Source organism: Burkholderia arboris (assembly GCF_902499125.1).
Lineage (GTDB): Bacteria > Pseudomonadota > Gammaproteobacteria > Burkholderiales > Burkholderiaceae > Burkholderia > Burkholderia arboris.
The window spans coordinates 98580-116348 of record NZ_CABVPX010000016.1; the positions used below are offsets into that span (position 1 = coordinate 98580).

11 protein-coding genes and 1 pseudogene are annotated in these 17769 nt (G+C 70.1%); 10 read left to right on the top strand and 2 right to left on the bottom strand.

Going from position 1 to position 17769, the window contains the following annotated elements; all coding sequences use genetic code 11:
- The 4 genes and pseudogenes from BLA15945_RS20265 (at position 1) to BLA15945_RS20280 (ending at position 10597) form a co-directional block, all read left to right on the top strand.
- Positions 1 to 7619 (top strand): annotated as a pseudogene (locus BLA15945_RS20265) (SDR family NAD(P)-dependent oxidoreductase).
- Positions 7616 to 8533 carry a UDP-3-O-acyl N-acetylglycosamine deacetylase gene (locus tag BLA15945_RS20270; protein WP_174993235.1) on the top strand — a complete coding sequence of 306 codons (918 nt, stop codon included), beginning with the start codon at positions 7616 to 7618 and terminating at the stop codon, positions 8531 to 8533. The pseudogene BLA15945_RS20265 and the gene BLA15945_RS20270 overlap by 4 nt, the downstream one beginning before the upstream one ends.
- Before the next feature lie 64 nt (positions 8534 to 8597).
- The gene (locus BLA15945_RS20275; RefSeq protein WP_174993236.1) at positions 8598 to 9926 is read left to right on the top strand and encodes an aminotransferase class I/II-fold pyridoxal phosphate-dependent enzyme; all 1329 of its coding nucleotides are present in this window, start codon (positions 8598 to 8600) and stop codon (positions 9924 to 9926) included.
- Positions 9923 to 10597, top strand: coding sequence for a GNAT family N-acetyltransferase (locus tag BLA15945_RS20280; RefSeq protein ID WP_059235944.1), 675 nt, complete (start codon positions 9923 to 9925; stop codon positions 10595 to 10597). Before BLA15945_RS20275 ends, BLA15945_RS20280 begins: the two co-directional genes overlap by 4 nt.
- 24 nt (positions 10598 to 10621) lie before the next feature.
- Here BLA15945_RS20280 and BLA15945_RS20285 read toward each other — a convergent pair whose 3' ends face one another.
- Both BLA15945_RS20285 and BLA15945_RS20290 read right to left on the bottom strand, forming a co-directional pair.
- Positions 10622 to 11455, bottom strand: coding sequence for a class II glutamine amidotransferase (locus BLA15945_RS20285; protein ID WP_059236892.1), 834 nt, complete (start codon positions 11453 to 11455; stop codon positions 10622 to 10624).
- A gap of 156 nt (positions 11456 to 11611) precedes the next feature.
- Positions 11612 to 11941 carry a carboxymuconolactone decarboxylase family protein gene (locus tag BLA15945_RS20290; RefSeq protein WP_043189451.1) on the bottom strand — a complete coding sequence of 110 codons (330 nt, stop codon included), beginning with the start codon at positions 11939 to 11941 and terminating at the stop codon, positions 11612 to 11614.
- A 130-nt stretch (positions 11942 to 12071) separates the two neighbouring features.
- Here BLA15945_RS20290 and BLA15945_RS20295 point away from each other — a divergent pair, with 130 nt between their 5' ends.
- The 6 genes from BLA15945_RS20295 (at position 12072) to BLA15945_RS20320 (ending at position 17752) form a co-directional block, all read left to right on the top strand.
- Positions 12072 to 13019 carry a cupin domain-containing protein gene (locus tag BLA15945_RS20295; protein WP_059235942.1) on the top strand — a complete coding sequence of 316 codons (948 nt, stop codon included), beginning with the start codon at positions 12072 to 12074 and terminating at the stop codon, positions 13017 to 13019.
- Between the two features lie 103 nt (positions 13020 to 13122).
- A complete protein-coding gene (gene yiaA, locus BLA15945_RS20300; protein WP_059235940.1) occupies positions 13123 to 13566 on the top strand; it encodes an inner membrane protein YiaA in 444 nt (147 codons plus the stop codon).
- A 138-nt stretch (positions 13567 to 13704) separates the two neighbouring features.
- Positions 13705 to 14769, top strand: coding sequence for a glycosyltransferase (locus BLA15945_RS20305; protein ID WP_174993237.1), 1065 nt, complete (start codon positions 13705 to 13707; stop codon positions 14767 to 14769).
- A gap of 66 nt (positions 14770 to 14835) precedes the next feature.
- Positions 14836 to 15852, top strand: coding sequence for a hypothetical protein (locus BLA15945_RS20310; RefSeq protein WP_174993238.1), 1017 nt, complete (start codon positions 14836 to 14838; stop codon positions 15850 to 15852).
- Positions 15849 to 16598, top strand: coding sequence for a ferritin-like domain-containing protein (locus BLA15945_RS20315; protein WP_174993239.1), 750 nt, complete (start codon positions 15849 to 15851; stop codon positions 16596 to 16598). The genes BLA15945_RS20310 and BLA15945_RS20315 overlap by 4 nt, the downstream gene beginning before the upstream one ends.
- A complete protein-coding gene (locus tag BLA15945_RS20320; protein ID WP_174993240.1) occupies positions 16595 to 17752 on the top strand; it encodes a glycosyltransferase family protein in 1158 nt (385 codons plus the stop codon). The genes BLA15945_RS20315 and BLA15945_RS20320 overlap by 4 nt, the downstream gene beginning before the upstream one ends.
- Positions 17753 to 17769: the final 17 nt, after the last annotated feature.

Genomic DNA, 17769 nt, shown 5'->3' on the forward strand with positions numbered 1-17769 from the left:
ATGAACAGTAAGATTGCAATAATTGGGATGGCTTGTCGGTTTCCCGGGAGCGCGAACAATCTTGGCGACTTCTGGCAACTGCTGCGCGACGAACGCGACGCAGTGACCGAAATCCCCGCCGACCGTTTCGGTACCGATTTCTATCGGCACCCGTCCAAACGCGAACCGGGCAAGAGCTATACGTTCTCGGCCGGCGTCCTCGACAACGTCGCCGGCTTCGACGCCGCGTTCTTCGGCATTTCCCCGCGCGAAGCGGCCCAGATGGATCCGCAGCAGCGCCTGCTGCTCGAACTCGCCTGGGAAGCATTCGAGGACGCCGGCGTGCGTCCGGCCGACATGCGCGGCAGCAACTGCGGCGTCTTCGTCGGCGCGGCCAGCATGGACTACGGCAACCGCAACATGGACGATCTGAACGTGATCGATCCGTATTCGGCGACCGGCAATACGCTGAGCATCGCATCGAACCGCGTGTCCTACCTGTTCGACCTGCGCGGCCCGAGCATGTCGGTCGATACCGCCTGCTCGTCGTCGCTCGTCGCCCTCCATCAGGCGGTCAAGGCGCTGCAGTCCGGCGAAGCCGACGTGGCGCTCGCGGGCGGCGTCAACCTGCTGCTGCATCCGTTCGGCTTCGTCAGTTTCTCCAAGGCGTCGATGCTGTCGCCGCGCGGCCGTTGCCGTGCGTTCGATGCGACCGGCGACGGCTACGTCCGCTCGGAAGGTGGCGCGTTCGTGCTGCTCAAGCCGCTCGATCGCGCGCTGGCCGACGGCGATACGATCCATGCGGTGATCGCCGGCTCCGGCGTGAATTCGGTCGGCCACTCGCCGGGCGGCATCAGCGTGCCGGGCGCGGACGCACAGGCGTCGCTGCTCCGCAGCGTGTACGCGCGCGCGGGCATCGATCCGCGGTCGCTCGCGTACCTCGAGGCACACGGCACCGGCACGGCGGTCGGCGATCCGATCGAGGCGCGCGCGCTGATCGATGTCGTGTCGGGCGAACGCCCGGCGGATCGTCCGCTGCTGATCGGTTCGGTGAAGACCAACATTGGCCATCTCGAGACGGCCTCCGGCATGGCCGGCCTGCTGAAGGCCGTGCTGTGCCTGAAGCATCGCGCCGTGCCGCGCTCGCTGCATTTCGTCACGCCCAATCCCGGGATCGATTTCGACGGCGGGCGTCTGCGGGTCGTCGATCGCTACATGCCGCTCGACGCGGGCGACACGCCGCTGACGGTCGGCGTCAATTCGTTCGGCTTCGGCGGAACGAACGCACACGTCGTGCTGACCGAAGCGCCGGCGGCCAATGAGGCGTCGGCGGCTGCGCCGGAGCCGGCCGATACGCCGTCTCCGCTCGTCCTGACCGCGCGTAGCGCGAGTGCGCTCGGTGCGCTCGCGGGCCGCTATCTGGCCACGCTCGACAACGGCGGCGACTGGCAGGCGCTTGCCGCCGCGGCCGCACGTCGTCGCCAATGGCTCGAACATCGCGCGATCGTCGCGCCGGCCGACCTGGCCGAAGGCCGTGCGGCGCTTGCGGCACTGGCCCAGCCGGCGCAGGAAGGCCTGCCTGCCTGCGTGGCAACCGGCCAGGCGCCCGCCGACGCGCCGCGCACCGCGCTCGTGTTCTCGGGCAACGGTTGCCAGTGGGTCGGGATGGGCAACGAACTCTATGCGGAGAACCCGGTTTTCCGCGCGGCGCTCGACGAAGTCGATGCGCTGTGGTGTGCCGACGGCAGCCCGTCGCTCGTCGATGTGATGCGCGGCGGCCCGAGCGCGGAATGGCTGGCCGGCGCAGGTGCCGAATGGCTCGCCGCGACGGAAAACGCGCAGCCGCTGCTGTTCGCGATCCAGGTCGGCATGATCCGCGTGATCGATGCACGCGGGATGCGTTACGACGCGGCGATCGGCCACAGCGTCGGCGAAATTGCCGCCGCGTGGGTGACGGGCGCGCTGTCGCTCGCCGACGCGGTTCGCGTGATCAAGATCCGTAGCCGCGCGCAAGCGATGACGCGCGGCAGCGGCCGGATGGCGGCCGTCGGCATCGGCGAGGCGGCGGCGCGCGAACTGATCGCGCGCCACGGGCTCGCTCGTCGCGTCGAGGTGGCCGGCATCAACAGCCCCGATGCAGTGACGCTCGCGGGCGAGCTGCAGGGCCTGCAGGCGCTCGAGGCGGCGCTGCGCGGCAGCGGCAAGTTCTTCCAGATGCTCGATCTCGACTATGCGTTCCACAGCAGCCACATGGATCGCATCGAGCCGGTCGTGCTGGCCGAACTGGCCAGCCTGCGGCCGCAGCCGGGCAACGGCGCATACGTGTCGACCGTGACCGGCGGCGCGCTCGCCGGCACCGAGCTCGACGCGCGCTACTGGTGGCGCAACATCCGCGAGCCCGTGCGCTTCGGCGACGGTATCGCGCACCTGATCGAGCAGGGCGTCCGGCTGTTCGTCGAAGTCTCGCCGCATTCGATCCTGCGCACGTACGTGAAGCAGGCGTTCGCGGCCGCCGGTGCAACCGGCGTGGTGCTGCCGACGCTCAAGCGCGATCACGGCAGCGCAGCGACGTTGCGGCAAGCGATTCTCGCGGCGATCGCGCACGGCGCGAGCGTCGACTCCGACCGCTTTGCGCCGGGCGCGTCGCGTGCGGCATTGCCGTCCTATCCGTGGCAGCGCGACCGCTTCTGGCTGACGCCGACCGTCGAAGGCTACGGTCTCGTCAATCGCCACCGCGAACATCCGCTGCTCGGCTATCGTCTGCACGAACACGCGTTCGGGTGGGAAAACCAGCTCGATCCGGCGAAGCTGCCGATGCTGGCCGATCACGTCGTCGACGGCGGCGTGGCGTTCCCGGGAGCCGGCTACGTGGAAATGGCGCTCGCCGCGGCGCGCACCTTCTTCGATACGCCGGATGCGGCGCTCGAGAACGTCGAGATCCGCACGCCGGTCGTCTTCCAGCCGCAGCAGGCGAAGCTGTTCCGGCTCGTGATCGAGCCGCGCACCGCGACCTTCACGATCGAGACGCGCGACCGGATGTCCGACAATGCCTGGACGCTGAACGTGACGGGGCGGATGCTCGAAAGCGGCAACGCGCTCGGCGCCGCGAGCGTCGTGCCGGCCGATACGCTCGAGCGCCTGCTCGCGCTGCCGGCTGCTGACGGCGACACGCTGTACGCGAACACGGCCGCCATCGGCCTCGGCTACGGGCCGGCGTTCCGCTGGGTCCGCACCGTGCGGGTCGCCGCGGCCGAGGACGCCGCGCTGGCCGACGTGGCCGCGCCGGCCGCGTGCGGCGACGCGCGGGCGCTGTCCGCCTATCTGCTGCATCCGGCTTTGATGGACAGCGGGTTTCATCCGCTGTTCGCGTTGCTGTCGGCGCAAGCGCGCGACGGCGAGCATCCGGCCTACGTGCCGGTGCAGATCGGCCGGGTCGACTATCTGCGCGGCGACACGGTCGCCCGCGTGCTCGCGCGGATCGACCGGCGCAGCCCGCATTCGATCGTCGCGCATTTCGAATTCCTCGACGCGCAGGGCGCGATCGTCGCGCGGCTGGGCGGGTGCCGGTTCCGGCGCGTGGATCTCGTCGGGCGCCGGCAGAACCTGCCTTCGCGCTTCGTCTACCGCCTCGAAGAGATGCCGTTGCCGAACGACGTCGACGCGGCCGGTTTGCCGGCGCCCGACGCGCTGCTCGCGCAAGCCGTCGCGCGGCTCGAGGCTGCGGGGCTCGACGGCCGCCGGACGCAGCATCTGACCGAAATCCTGCCGCTGCTCGACGTGCTGGCGAGCCTGTACGTGCTTCGCGCGTTCGATGCGCTCGGCGCATTCGCCGGCACGTGGCAGCCTGCACCGGAGCGGGCGGCGCTGGCCGCGCGTCTCGCCGACATGCTCGTCGAGGACGGTCTCGCCCGTCACGACGGCGCCCGTCTCGTGCGCGACGACGCAGCGTGCGCGGCACTGCCGCCGCTCGACGATCTGTGGCGCGGGCTGCTGGCCGAATCGCCGGGGCACGTGGCCGAACTGACGTTGCTCGCCCACTGCGGCGCGGCGTTGCCCGACGTGCTGAGCGGCACGAAGGACGGCGCACGCTGGTTGTCGCCGACCGGCCACAGCCTGGTCGAGCAACTGCTTGCCGCGTCGCCGACCTGGCAGCACGTGCACGCGCTGCTGACGGCCGGCGTCGAGCAGGCGGTCGACGCCTGGAAATCGGCGCGCCGGCTGCGTGTGCTCGAACTGGGCGCGACGGACGGCGACGTGCTGCAGACGCTCGGCATGCATCTCGCCGCCGCGCGCTGCGATCACACGATCGCCGCGACGGCCGGCCAGCTGGCCGGGTTCGACGCGGATGCGGAAGCGGCGGTGCGCACGGTGGCGCTGCAGTCGGGCGAACGGCTGTCGCTGTCCGCCGACGAAGCCGGGCCGTACGACCTGATCGTCGCGAACCGCGCGCTGAGCGGCCGCCACGATGTCGCCGATGCGCTGAACGCGATGCGGTCGTGGCTGGCGCCGGACGGATTGCTGCTGCTGGCCGAGTCGCGCCGCGGCCGCTTCTCCGACATCGTGTTCGGCTCGCAGCCCGCATCGACGGACGCCGGCACGCCTGCGCCGCTGGCGCCGGCGGATCTCGAGGCGGCACTCGAGCGCGCGGGTTACGTCGACGTCGTGCGGCATGTCGAGCAGTCGCTCGATCTGGACGGCACGCCGTCGTTCGTCATCGCGCGCAACCCCGCGAGCATCGCTGCCGCCCAATGCGGCAACGACGCGAGCGAGCTCGATACGCTCGCCCGCAGCGAACAATGGCTCGTGATGCACGCGCCGGACACGGCCGGCGGTTTCGGCGGGCGGCTGGCCGATGCGCTGGCGCACGCGGGCTATCCGGCGGACATCGTGGACATCTCGCATGCAGCCGATGCGATCGCGTCGCTGCCGGCCGGGCAGCCGGCGCACGTCGTGTTCTGCGCACCGGAAACGCCGTTTGCCGAAGCGGCGACGGGCGACGACCTGATGGCCGCGCTGCGTCATGGCGTGATCGCGCTGGCGGCGCTGGTCCGCGCGCTCGGCGCACAGCCGAACGCGGCCACGCGGCTGACCGTCGTCACGCGCGGCGGTGCGCCGTTCGCGGGGACCGCGAATGCGCACCCGGAGCACGCGACGCTGTGGGGCCTCGGTCGCGTGCTGGCGAACGAGCATCCCGAACTCGCGTGCCGCCTGATCGACGTCGAACGCGCGGCGGACGGGATTCCCGATACGCTGATTCGCGAGCTGACCGGCGCGGCGGTCGAGGAAGAAGTGATTCTGACCGCACACGGCCGCCTGGTGCCGCGCAGGCTGCGGCGCGCAACGACGGCGCGATCGCACGCGCGGCCGTGCTCGCGTTTGACGCACCGGGCTCGTTGCGCAACCTCGAATGGTTTGCGTTGCCGGACAGCGCGCTGGGCGAGGACGAGGTGGAAATCGAGCCGGTTGCCACCGGCCTGAATTTCCGCGACGTGATGTATGCGATGGGGCTCCTGTCCGATGAGGCGGTCGAGACCGGCTTCGCGGGGGCGACGATCGGCATGGAACTGTCGGGCCGCGTCGTGCGAACGGGGCGCGCGGTGACGGAATTCGCACCGGGCGATGCCGTCCTCGGCTTTGCACCGGCGTCGTTCGCGTCGCGCGTCAGGACGCGCGCGCAGGCGATTGCGCCGAAACCCGAGCGCCTGTCGTTCGAGGAAGCGGCGACCGTGCCGACCACGTTCTTCACCGCGTACTACGCACTCGTCGAACTCGCGCGGCTGCGCCGCGGCGAGCGCGTACTCGTGCATGGCGGCGCGGGCGGCGTCGGCATCGCCGCGATTCAGCTCGCGCGCCACTTCGGCGCGGAGGTGTTCGCGACGGCCGGCAGCGACGAGAAGCGCGAGTTCGTGCGCCTGCTCGGCGCCGATCACGTGCTCGATTCGCGCAGCCTGGCGTTCGCGGACGAGATCCGCGCGATGACGGGTGGCCAGGGCATCGACATCGTGCTCAATTCGCTCGCCGGCGAAGCGATGGTGCGCAGCATCGATACGCTGCGTCCGTTCGGCCGTTTCCTCGAACTCGGCAAGCGCGATTTCTACGAAAACAGCCATATCGGGCTGCGGCCGTTCCGCAACAACATCAGCTATTTCGGCATCGATGCCGACCAGTTGATGGGCGCATTGCCGGAGCTGACCGCGCGCCTGTTCGGCGAAGTGATGGCACTGTTCGCGGCAGGCGCGCTGCATCCGCTACCGTATCGCGCGTTCCCCGCCGAGCGTGCCGAGGATGCGTTCCGCTACATGCAGCAGGCGCGCCAGATCGGCAAGGTGCTCGTGACCTATCCGTCCGGCACGCCGGCGCCGACGCGCGGCGTCGCGCGCGCGGGTTCGCTCGCGCTCGATCCGCATGGCGTGTACCTGGTGGTCGGCGGCACGGGCGGCCTGGGCTTCGCGAGCGCGCGCTGGATGGTCGAGCACGGTGCACGCCGGCTGACGCTGGCGAGCCGCACAGGCGAGCTCGCCGCCGCCGCGCGCGAGGAAGTCGCGCACTGGCGCGACACGCTCGGCGTCACCGTCGACGTCGTGTCGTGCGACGTCACCGATGCCGCGGCGGTCGATGCGATGATTGCCGCGATCGTCCGGCGCGATCTTCCGCTGAAGGGCGTACTGCATTCCGCGATGTCGATCGACGACGGCCTCGTGCGCAATCTCGACGACGCGCGCATGGCCGCGGTGCTCGCGCCGAAGGTGGCCGGCGCGTGGAACCTGCATCGCGCGACGCGCGGGCTGCCGCTCGACCTGTTCGTCGTCTATTCGTCGGCGACGACCTATCTCGGCAATCCGGGGCAATCGAACTACGTCGCGGCCAACAGCTTCCTCGAGGCGCTGGTCGAACATCGCCGCGCGGCAGGATTGCCGGGCACGTTCATGGCCTGGGGGCCGCTCGAGGACGTCGGCTTCCTCGCGCGCCACGCCGATACGCGCGAAGCGTTGCAGTCGCGGATCGGCGGTGCATCGATCACGTCCGGCGAGGCGATGGCCGCGCTCGAGCGCGCGCTGGTCGCGGGTACGGCCGGCGAAGCCGTGGTGCGGCTCGACTGGCACGCGGTTGCGCGCGGGATGCCGGCCGCGAAGGCGCGCCGCTACTCGCTGCTGCAATCGCAAGCGAAGGGCGGCGATGCGCGCGACGGTGGCACACAGTTGCGCGAAGAGGTGCTCGCGTTGCCGCGCGACGAAGCGATTGCGCTGGTTGCGCGCACGCTGCAGGCGCAGATCGCGCGGATTCTGCACATGACGCCGGATCGCATCGCGCTCGACAAGTCGGTGCTCGACATGGGCATGGATTCGCTGATGGGGATGGAGCTCGGCCTCGCGGTCGAGGAGGCGTTCGAGGTCAAGCTGTCGGTGATGGCGATCGCGGAAGGGGCGTCGGTGACGACGCTGGCCGGGCGCATCGTCGATTCGATCGGCGCGTCGGCCGATGCGGGCGCCGATGCCGCGCCGGCGACCGACGCCGCGCACGAGGCCGTCGCGGCGCTCGCCGCGAAGCATGCGATCGACGGTGAAGCGCGCGCGATGCTCGATACGCGGCCGGCGCCCGTCGCGGGCCACGCGACGCCGACGCTGGAGGTTGCCCGGTGAGCGCGCCGACTGGCTGGGCGACGCGTCAGGGCACGCTGGCACGCCCGCTGACGATCGACGGGCACGGGTTGCACACGGGGCGCCGGGTGAGCGTGCGGATCCTGCCCGCACGGCCGCAAGACGGCTTGACGGGCATCGCGTTCCGTCGCATCGAGCACGGGCGCGCGCTCGCGACGCTGCCGGTCGATCCCGCGCTGCGGCGCGCGCAGCCGCTCTGCACGATGCTGCGCAATGCCGACGGCGTCGGCGTTCGCACGGTCGAGCATCTGCTCGCGTCGCTGCTCGCGTGCGAGATCGATCACGCGATCGTCGAGCTCGATGCGGAAGAAGTGCCGATTCTCGACGGCAGCGCAACGCCATGGGTGGACGCGATCCGCGCGTGCGGCCGCGTCGCGCTCGACGCGCCGAAACGTTTCATCCGCGTGCTGCGACCCGTCGTCGTCACGGACGGCGACGGCGACCAGCGGCGCGAAATGCGGATCGAGCCGGCGCCGCGCTACGAGCTGAGCGTGCGCAACGACCTGCGCGGCTTCGGCGACATGCACTGGGACGGCGCGCTGACGCCGGCCGCATTCGCGACCGAAATCGCGCCGTCGCGCTCGTACGGGCGCGTGAAGTGGGCCGTGCCGGCAATCGTCGCCGGCTATCTGCGCGGCGTGCCGATCCTGCGCGGCGCGCGGCCGTCATGCACCGCGTCCATCGTCGGCAATCGCGTGCTGGGCGGAATGCGGCTGCCGGAGGAGTTCGTCCGGCACCGCGTGCTCGACCTGGTCGGCGATCTCGCGCTGGCGGGGGCGCCGCTGCTGGCGCGCGTGAGCGCGCTGCGGCCGAGCCACGAGATGAATTTCCGGCTGGTCGATGCGCTGCTGGCCGCGCCCGATGCGTGGCAGTGGGCCGAGTTTTCCGACGCGTGACACCATGCTTTTTCAAAATGCGCGGCGTAACATAGCGTCTTTTCGAGATACAGCGAAGGAAGCAATGGCACTGGGAGAGCATCTTCGCCAGCAACTGGCGGCGAAAGCCCTGAAACGGCAACTGGAGCGCGCGACCGATGCCGCAGCGGCGCCCGGCGTGCCCGGCACGCCGGCAGCACAGACCGTGTCCGCACGCAGCCGCTTCGAATCGATGCCGCAGTATCAGCAGGTCCGGATCATGCGCGAGATGGGCGAGAAACTGCGTGTCGACTCGCCGTTTTTCCGTGTGCACGACGGCGTTGCCGGTGCGACGACGCAGATCGGCGGACGCGAATACCTGAACTTCGCGAACTACAACTACCTCGGCCTCGCCGGCGACCCGGCGGTGTCCGCGCGTGCGAAGGCCGCGATCGACCGCTACGGCACGTCGGCATCGGCGAGCCGGATGGTCGCGGGCGAACGCCCGGTGCAGCGCGACCTCGAGCGCGCGCTGGCCGCGTTCTACGAAACCGACGACTGCGTCGCGTTCGTGAGCGGCCATGCGACGAACGTGACCGTGATCGGCGCGCTGTTCGGCCCGGGCGATCTGATCGTTCACGATGCGCTCGCGCACAACAGCATCGTGCAGGGTGCGCAACTGAGCGGCGCGAAGCGGCTGAGCTTCGCGCACAACGACTGGCAGGCGCTCGACGAGCTGCTGTCGCGCGTACGCCGCGAATACCGGCACGTGCTGATCGCGATCGAGGGGCTGTACAGCATGGACGGCGATTTCCCCGACCTGCAGCGCTTCGTCGACGTGAAGACGCGCCACGGCGCGTTCCTGCTGGTCGACGAGGCCCATTCGCTCGGCGTGCTCGGCGCGACCGGCAAGGGCATCCGCGAGCATTGCGGCGTCGCGCCCGACCAGGTCGACATGTGGATGGGCACGATGAGCAAGACGCTGGCCGGCTGCGGCGGTTTCATCGCCGGCTGCCAGCCGCTCGTCGACATGCTGCGCCACCTGGCGCCGGGTTTCCTGTACAGCGTCGGGCTCGCACCGACGCTCGCCGAAGCGTCGCTGGCCGCGCTCGAACGCCTGCAGGCCGAGCCGGCGCGCGTCGCGCAACTGCAGGCGCGCGGGCGGCAGTTCCTGACCGAGGCGCGGGCCGCCGGGCTGAATACGGGCACGAGTGCCGGGTATGCGGTCGTGCCGGTGATCACCGGGAGTTCGCTGAAAGCCGCGCAGTGGGCGAATGCGATGTTCGACGAAGGGATCAACGTGCAGCCGATCTTCTATCCGGCCGTCGAGGAAAAGGCCGCGCGCCTGCGCTTCTTCATCTGCTCGACGCACGAGCCGGAGCAGATCAGCCGGACCGTTGCCGTGTTGTCGCGGCTTGCGGGACGCGCCGCATGACGCAGGCCGCCGCGTTCGCACAAGCGGTCGCGCGCACCGGTGAACCCGCACGGTTTCGCGCGGCGGATGCGGATGATGCGGCCGCGTGCGGGCCGCTCGTGTTTGTGTCCGGCGTGGGCGAATTCGGCTTCTTTCTCGGCGAGAGCGATGCGCGCTGCATCGCTTTCCTGCAACAGGCGTTCCGTTCGCGCTACGGACGCTTTTCGTGGCGCCGGCATCGCGTCGCCGTTGCCGGCGACGGCGCCGTGCTCGCGGTGATGGCGATTCACGACGGGCAGCGGACGATGTTCGACGACCTGCATGTCGTGTGGGCGCTCGCGCGCTTCTTCGGCGTGCGCCGCACCATCGGCCAGTTGCTGCGCGGGCTGATCCTCGAAACGGAGCTCCCGGCGCCGAAGCGTTCGCAGATCCTCGTCGCGCATTGCGCGACGGACGAGCGCCTGCGCGGCACAGGCGTCTTCAGCGCGCTGTTTCGCGATGCGCTGGACACCGGCGCATTGCCGGCCGACGGTAGCCGCGACGTCGTGCTCGACGTGCTGACCCGCAACGTGCGCGCCCGCACGCTGTACGAACGCCTCGGGTTCGTCGCGCTGCCACGGCCGCGCGCCCGTTCGCGCCGGCTGCCCGCCGGGCTCGATTCGATCCGGATGCGCTTGTCGCGCCACGCCTGACGGCGCGCGCGGCGCCGGCCGCCGCTACTTGTGTCGCGGTGCGAACGGCTGCTGCTGCACGTCCGCGCCGTGCGCGACGATCGCCATCCCTTCCGGTACTTCCTCCCACGCGCCGCGCAGGTCGACGAGCGGTTCGGATACGACCATGAACGCGTCGTCGCCGGCCTCGGCGATGCGCGGGTTATGCGGATACAGCTCGTGCAGGTGCTTGAACGACGTGCTGTGGAACAACGAGCGCGATTGCCGTTCGCTCGAATAGCGCACCGCGACGATCCGTTCCCCGTCGGTCGCGCAGATCGTCATGTTGAGCGGATCGGCGACGCGATGCCGCGCGGCGGTTTCCTCGACCACGCCGACCATCCGCTCGAGCGCCGGCAGCGGCGTCTGCTCGAGGCCGTACGTCAGGGCGAGGCGGAACATCAGCTCGGAGTCGGTCGAGCCTTCGAGTGTCGGGAACAGCGCGGGATCGACCTTCAGCGTCAGGTCGCGGCGCAGCTTGTGGAAGTCGCGGATCAGCCCGTTGTGCGCGAACAGCCAGCGGCCGTGGCGGAACGGATGGCAGTTGGTTTCCTGTACGGGCGTGTCGGTCGCCGCACGAATGTGCGCGATGAACATCCGCGAGCGGATCGCACGCGCGGCTTCGCGCAGGTTGCGGTCGTTCCATGCGGGATGCACGGAGCGGTAGCGGAACGGGAGTTCGTCGGGATGGCCGTACCAGCCGATGCCGAAGCCGTCGCCGTTGGTGGTCGTGGCGCCCAGCTCCGAATGCAGGCTCTGGTCGATCAGCGAATGCTTCGCACGGAACAGCACGGTTTCCAGATGGATCGGATTACCGGTATAGGCGAGCCAGCGGCACATGGAGCGCTCCTTCGCGACGGTTCGTTCGCGCATGGTAGCCGACTTCGCGGTGCAGGCGCGCCCGGGTGAGGTGGCCGCAATCGTCAGACATGGCGGCCGGTGCGCGCGATGCGCAACGCAGCGGCGCGGCGCGCAGGCCGTGCCGCTGCCGTCGGCTCAGTCGCCGAGCGCGTCCATCACGCGCGCCGAATAGACGAGCGCCGCGCCCGCATTCAGCGCAATCGCGACGCCGAGCGCCTCCGCCACTTCCTCCTTGGTCGCACCATGCTTGGCGGCTTCGGCCGTATGCACGGCAATACAGCCGTCGCAGCGCGTCGTGACGGCCACGGCAAGCGCGATCAGCTCGCGCGTCTTCGCATCGAGATGGCCGGTCTTGGCGCCGGCGCCGGACAGCGCCTTGTAGCCGGCCAGCGTATCGGGCGACAGCTTGGCGATTTCACCGATGCGCGTCGAGAGTTCCTTCCGGTATTCGTTCCAGTTCAGCATGATGCGTCCTTTTCGAGAAGAGGTGAGGAGGGCGGCGGGCGCCGCGATCTCGGGCGATGCAGACCTATTCTGATCGCTCGCGCTGAGGGTTTCGATACGCTAGAGTGTCAATTTTTAGCGCAATCGTCTCATGGACGCGTTGAGTCAACTGCTGTCGCTGGGCCGCAGCCACGTCGAGCTCGACGTGCGCTGCCTGCTCGACGGGCCGTTCGCGATGCCGCACGACCCGCTGCCGCCCGGCGAGGCGGCGTTCCACCTGGTGCTGACCGGCACGTGCCGGCTGCGCACCGCCGACGGGCGCACGCTGCAGCTCGCCGAAGGCGATTTCGTGCTGCTGCCTGCAGGCGTTGCGCACGACCTGCTCGACACCGGGAGCGGCCGGTCACAGCCGGCCGCGCCGCTGCGCGATTCGGGCGCCGGCGACGGCGCGGTACTGCCGGTCAAGTCGAATCTCGATCCGGCCGGGCCGGGCGGCGCGAGCGTCGACCTGCTGTGCGGGCGGTTCGTCTATGCGCGCGGCGCCGGCGAACTGCTGATGCGCACGCTGCCTCAGGTGCTGCACGTCGGATTGCGCGAAGCGTCCGGGTTCGCGCCGCTGCAGCTGCTGACGAGCGTGCTGCGTATCGAGGCATCGAATGTGCAGCCGGGTGCCGGAGCAATCGTGAACGCGCTCGGGCAGGCGCTGCTCGCATACGCGCTGCGTGCGTATGGCCGAGGCGCGCGCGTGCCGTCCGGCTGGCTCGCGCTCGCGGCCGATGCGCGGCTCGGTCCGTCGGTCCAGGCCGTGCTGCAGGCGCCGGAACAGCCGTGGACGGTCGAATCGCTCGGCGCGGCGGCGGCGATGTCGCGCGCGACCTATGCGCGGCATTTCCGCGAGAAGGCCGGGATGAGCGTCGGCGCGTTCGTCGCGCAGATCCGGATGATGCATGCGTGTGCGCTGTTGCAGGACACGCAGCGCGGGCAGGCGGAAATCGGGCAGGCGGTCGGCTATCAGTCCGAAGCCGCATTCGGCAAGGCGTTTCGCGCGGTGCTCGGCACGACGCCGGGGCGCTGGCGGCGTGCGCGGCGCGAAGCGTAAGACTGCAAGCACGGCCGTCTTGGCGCGTGCCAAAGCTGCTACCATGCGCCAAACGCAGTTCAACGATAACGATTTCGAACAAGAAGAAAGAGAGGGCAAAGCAATGAACCAGACCACCATCCAGCAGCCGTCGTTCGCGTTCGTGGCCGCATCGTGGGCCGCGCTGCTCGCCGGTTTCGCCGCATTCCTGATCGGGCTCTGGAACGCCGGCATGCAGCTCAACGAGAAGGGTTACTACTTCACCGTGCTGGTGTTCGGCCTCTATGCGGCGATCTCGCTGCAGAAGAGCGTGCGCGACCGCGCGGAAGGCATTCCCGTCACCGGCATCTATTACGGCCTCAGCTGGATCGCGCTGCTGCTGTCGATCGCGCTGCTGGTCGTCGGCCTCTTCAACGCGACGCTGCAACTGAGCGAAAAGGGCTTTTACGCGATGTCGTTCGTGCTCGCACTGTTCGGCTCGGTGGCCGTGCAGAAGAACACGCGCGATCTGCAGAACGCGAAGCCGCGCTTCACCGACGCCGATTCCGCGCCGTCCGTTCAGGAGTGACGGCACGCGCAACGGGCGCCCGCCGCGGCCGCCTGTTGCGCCATGACGCGTGCGGTGCCCCGCACTCGCCGGCGCGCCGCAGCCCACCGTCCTTTCGTTTCATCCATGCCGTCGCGCATGACGATGGAGATATTCCGGATGCCGAACTTCAATGAACCCGCACCGCGCACGCGCGCGGCCGCCCGCGCCGTGGCGGCGCATGCGGCGCTCGTGCTCGAGACGAACAACCTGCGCGGCGGCGCGGGCCTCGTGCAGGCCGTCGACAGCCTGAAGCGCCTCGTGTCGGCGCTGTCGAAGCAGACCGTGCCGCCGGCGGCGCTTGCGCAATGGATCATCACGCACGACGGGCTGCCGGCCGATGCCTGCGCGGACATCGCCGCACTGGCCGGCCGCCCGATCGACTTCGTCGAGATCGGCGCGAGCACCGGTTACTACGATGCGAAGAACGACGGCTTCGATCGCGTCGACGCTTTGCGCTGCGACGTCGTCGTATTCGGCGATGCCGATTGCCGGCCGGCCGACGACTGGCTCGAACACCTGCTGGCGCCGTTCGCACGCGACACGGGCGACGCGCCCGTCGCGGTGGCGGGGCGGACCAGTTATGCACCCAACGTGCTCGGCATCGCGCTGACGTCGATCGATTTCATGTACTTCCCGAGCCCGCTGCGCGACGGTGCCACGCGCAATTTCTACGCGAACAACGTCGCGTTCCGGCGCGACGTGTTTGCGCGATTCCGCTACGAGCCGCTCGACGGCGTCTATCGCGCGCATTGCCAGGTGATGGGGCTGCGGATGCAGGCGGCCGGCGTGGCCGTCGAGTTCGCGCCGGCCGCGCACACCGAGCATCGGCTGCCGGACACGCATCGCGAATCGCTGAAGCTGCGCTGGATGCGCGGCGAAGACAGCGTCGGGCTGACTCCGTACCTCGTGAATGCTTATCTGCCGCGCCAATGGCAGTGGCTCGGCCGCAGTGGCCCGCTCGGCCCGTTCTGCGTGATGGCGATGCGGCTCGGCTACAGCCTGCGCGCGCTCAATCGCCAGCAGTTGCCGCAACTGGGCGCGATCCGCTATCTCGCGGCCGTCGGCGTCACGATCGCCGCATCCGCCGTCGATACGCTCGGCGCGCTGGCGCGCGGCTTCGGGCTCGCGGGACGTGCGTCGACCCGGCGCGATCTCGACGCGTTGTCCTATCACCGCCACTGAAGTGACGCCGCCCCTCGCGGCGGCGCCACGCGACTTCGACATCCCGACTCCCTTCCGACGACGACCATGCCCTCACGCGCCACCCGTATCGCCAGCCTCGCCCTGTTTGCCGCCAGCGCCGGCGCCCATGCCGCGCCGGTCGATCATGCGGGGCGCGGGATCTACCACTTCGCGTCGCAGAGCGGCTGCCCGTTCGCGACCGCGGCCGCGGCGGACTGCAATCGCGTCGCGCTCGATGCGCCCGACGTTCACGCGAGCATCGATACCGGTGCGCACACGATCGTTTTCTCGAGCGATGCGGCGCGCCGCACGAAGGACGTGCTCGGCGACGTGCTGCTGCAAGGCACGGGTGTCGATGCCGACGGCCGGCGCGTGCCGTTGAGCGTGCATGTGCTGCTGCGTCGCGATGGTGCGAAATGGGACCGCGACGTGTACGTCCATGCGCCCGTGCACGGCAAGTTCACCGATGTACGGATCGATCCGTACCGCGTGCGCGTGAAGGAGGGTGACGGCGAGCGCGACGTGCTCGCGCCGGACGAAACGCTTGCGCTGTTCGCGCATCCGTCGCTTGCGTCGCGGCTTGCGCGGCATTTCGTGAAGGTGAGCGCGACCGATCCGAAGCAGCCGTCCGCGAACGACATCACGATCGCACTCGGTGTCGGCGGCCTAACGAAGCCGGTCGCACGCGCGAGCTTCACGTCGAACGCGCCGCACGATGCCGACGTCGATCGCGCGCTCGCGTCCGGCACGTGGTCGGTCCGCTTCGATGCGCTGAGCAATCACATCCCGGTGTGGGTTGCGCAGCGCGAGCTGTTCCTGTTCGGCCTCGACGGCAGCGCACTCCTGAAGGACGTGCGCGAGCGCGGCTTCCGGAAGAACGACCGGATCGAATTCGGCGCGCGCGACGGCAACGGCTATCTGCGCGTGAATGGCCGAGAGGAAGCATTCGCGGGCGCGGCCGCCTCCGCGCATGCATTCATGCAGGAAAGCTTCGTCGGCCTGATCCTCGGCTGGCGTCGCGATCCGGCGGCCGCAGCGGCAGCCGCGGCGAAGTCTGCATCCGCGCGGAACGAGCCGGCATGACCGCGACAGGCGAATTGCCCGCAGCGTCGCAGGCGCCGCACGGCGAGCGCCTCGGCTGTCTCGACGCGCCGGTGCCGCGCGGCGCGGCGCGGGTGCGCGCGTATCTCGTCGATCGCATCAAGCGGGCGGCGATCCGGCAACTTCATCGCAGCACGCATGGCGAGCGCTGGATGCTGCGCATGTACCTGATCGGCGAAGAAGCGACCGAGTGCGCGTTGCACGACGACTGGACCGGACAGCCGCCGGACTGGCTCGCGCCACGCATCGAGCAGCATCTCGCGGACGAGCGCCGTCACGCGGCGGCGTTTGCCGATGCGCTGCGCCAACGCGGTGTCGAGGCTCCGGCCGGCCCGCACGAACCCGACTGGCTGAGCCGGCGCAAGATCATGCGATGGCGCCGGCTCGCGCAGCGCTACGCGCCGCATTTCGCGCAAGGCGTGCTCGTGCCGGCGTATGCGACCGGACTGTGCGCGGAACAGATGGCGATGCGCGTGCTCGCGCGCCACTGCGCGACGATCGGCGACGCGCATCCGCTGCATCCGTTGCTCGCGCGCGTACTCGCCGACGAGGCGCGCCACGTCCGGCTCTGCTCGGACACGCTGCGCCGTCTCGTCGAGCCGTCCGAGGCCGCCTCGCTCGCCGCGTTGCTGGGCGAGATCCGCGCGATCGACGCCGGTTTCGGCGTGACGGGCGCGCTGGCGATGTATGCGGCCGGCTGGGCGCAGTCGCTGCGTCCGCGCACATGATGCCGCGCATCGTCTATCTCGCGACGGCCGACGCGCGCGGCCACCTGATGCGTGCGCAACTGCTCGTGCATGCGTTGCGTGCGGCCGGCGCGCAGGTCGACGTGCTGACGACGTCGGATGCCGGTCGGGCATTCCTGGCCGCGTTCGACCTCGACGCGGCCGTGCTGTCCCGGCACTACGCGGTGCAGTTCGACGAGCGGCAGAACATGCTGCGCGACGCGACCGATCGCAATGTCGCGCACTACGTGTTCAGGCCGACGCGCATGCTGCGCGACATCGTGCGGCTGCGTGCGATCGTGCGCGATGCGGATCTCGTGATCAACGACTCGTTTCATCCGGCGCTGCTGTTCATGGGCGCGGTGCCGGGCTGGCGGCGTCGCGTCGTCCACGTGTATGGCGGCAGCCTGCGCCGCGCGTTGACCGCGAATTTCGATGCTCGGCTGCCGCGCGTGCTGGCGCGCGCGTTCGCGCGAATCGTCGACTGGCAGATCGATTCGGCGCTGGGCTGTATCGAGCACGATTTCGCGTACGACGACGCCGACGATGCGCAGCGATCGCGTCTGCACTGCCGGTTGCCGACGCCGGTGCCGGTTGTCGCCGAGTTGCCGCTGCCGGAACCGGCTGCCGCGGCCGTTTATCTGAATCCGCACTTCCGTGACGTCGCGCTTGCCGATGCGTTGTCGGCCGGCATGCACGACGCGGGGCTCGCCGCGCACCGTGTGGGCGAGGGCTATGCAGGGCACGACGGCTGGACCGGCGTCGACGCCGACTGGCCGACGCGCGCCGCGCATGCGCCGCTGATCGTGTCGGCGCCCGGCATGGCCGCGCTGTCGATCGCGCGCGTGTATCGCCGGCCGATCCTGCTCGTGCAGACCGATCAACCCGAACAGGCGAGCAATGCCGCGCGTGCGGCGCAGCTGCAACTCGCGCATCGCGTCGTCACCTGGCGCGGCGATGCGGCGGCATTTCGGCAAGCGGTCGGACAGGCCGCAAGCGAGCTGATGCGCGATCCCGGTAGTCCGGCCGGCACGCTCGCGGGCCGCGAGCATGCGCGTGCGCGGGTGGATGCGTGGACGTCGCGCATCCTCGCGTTGCGTCCGCATGCGCGGGCGGCGGACGCGGAACCCCGATGCGAGGCGCCGGCGCCGCGATGAATACAGGGTTGCTTCGT

Excerpts from the sequence above, each read along its gene's own strand:
- BLA15945_RS20280 (WP_059235944.1), top strand. The coding sequence starts at position 9,923 with ATGACGCAGGCCGCCGCGTTCGCACAAGCGGTCGCGCGCACCGGTGAA.
- BLA15945_RS20305 (WP_174993237.1), top strand. The coding sequence starts at position 13,705 with ATGCCGAACTTCAATGAACCCGCACCGCGCACGCGCGCGGCCGCCCGC.
- BLA15945_RS20275 (WP_174993236.1), top strand. The coding sequence starts at position 8,598 with ATGGCACTGGGAGAGCATCTTCGCCAGCAACTGGCGGCGAAAGCCCTG.
- BLA15945_RS20320 (WP_174993240.1), top strand. The coding sequence starts at position 16,595 with ATGATGCCGCGCATCGTCTATCTCGCGACGGCCGACGCGCGCGGCCAC.
- BLA15945_RS20290 (WP_043189451.1), bottom strand. The coding sequence starts at position 11,941 with ATGCTGAACTGGAACGAATACCGGAAGGAACTCTCGACGCGCATCGGT.
- BLA15945_RS20315 (WP_174993239.1), top strand. The coding sequence starts at position 15,849 with ATGACCGCGACAGGCGAATTGCCCGCAGCGTCGCAGGCGCCGCACGGC.
- yiaA (WP_059235940.1), top strand. The coding sequence starts at position 13,123 with ATGAACCAGACCACCATCCAGCAGCCGTCGTTCGCGTTCGTGGCCGCA.
- BLA15945_RS20285 (WP_059236892.1), bottom strand. The coding sequence starts at position 11,455 with ATGTGCCGCTGGCTCGCCTATACCGGTAATCCGATCCATCTGGAAACC.
- BLA15945_RS20295 (WP_059235942.1), top strand. The coding sequence starts at position 12,072 with ATGGACGCGTTGAGTCAACTGCTGTCGCTGGGCCGCAGCCACGTCGAG.
- BLA15945_RS20310 (WP_174993238.1), top strand. The coding sequence starts at position 14,836 with ATGCCCTCACGCGCCACCCGTATCGCCAGCCTCGCCCTGTTTGCCGCC.